Source organism: Shewanella sp. T24-MNA-CIBAN-0130 (assembly GCF_040310185.1).
Lineage (GTDB): Bacteria > Pseudomonadota > Gammaproteobacteria > Enterobacterales > Shewanellaceae > Shewanella > Shewanella psychromarinicola.
On the sequence record NZ_JBEOPP010000348.1, the window covers coordinates 1 to 265 of the forward strand.

The following is a 265-nucleotide window of genomic DNA, read 5'->3' on the forward strand; positions in this document are numbered from 1 at the left end:
CTTTAGTGAATTAGCCTGAATTCTCAAAGAGAAACGGCAATAAAGATATTCAACATTCGGAGGAACATAGCAATCTTCTATTACCAAGGGATTAGAATAAGCCAAGTCCTGAGGTGCCAAGTTTTTAGGTTTAAATTGAGGTTTAAACGCTTCAGTAAAACCAGCCTTCTGACCACGAATCCGGCTTATTTCAGCCTCAAGGGGAATAAAATCATTATCGTTTGTTTTATAGAAAAAAACGGCCTTACCTGGGTATAAAGAACGG

1 pseudogene is annotated in these 265 nt (G+C 38.1%); it reads right to left on the reverse strand.

What is annotated here, in order from left to right:
* Positions 1-265 (reverse strand): annotated as a pseudogene (locus AAEZ02_RS22675) (type I-F CRISPR-associated protein Csy3); the annotation flags it as partial.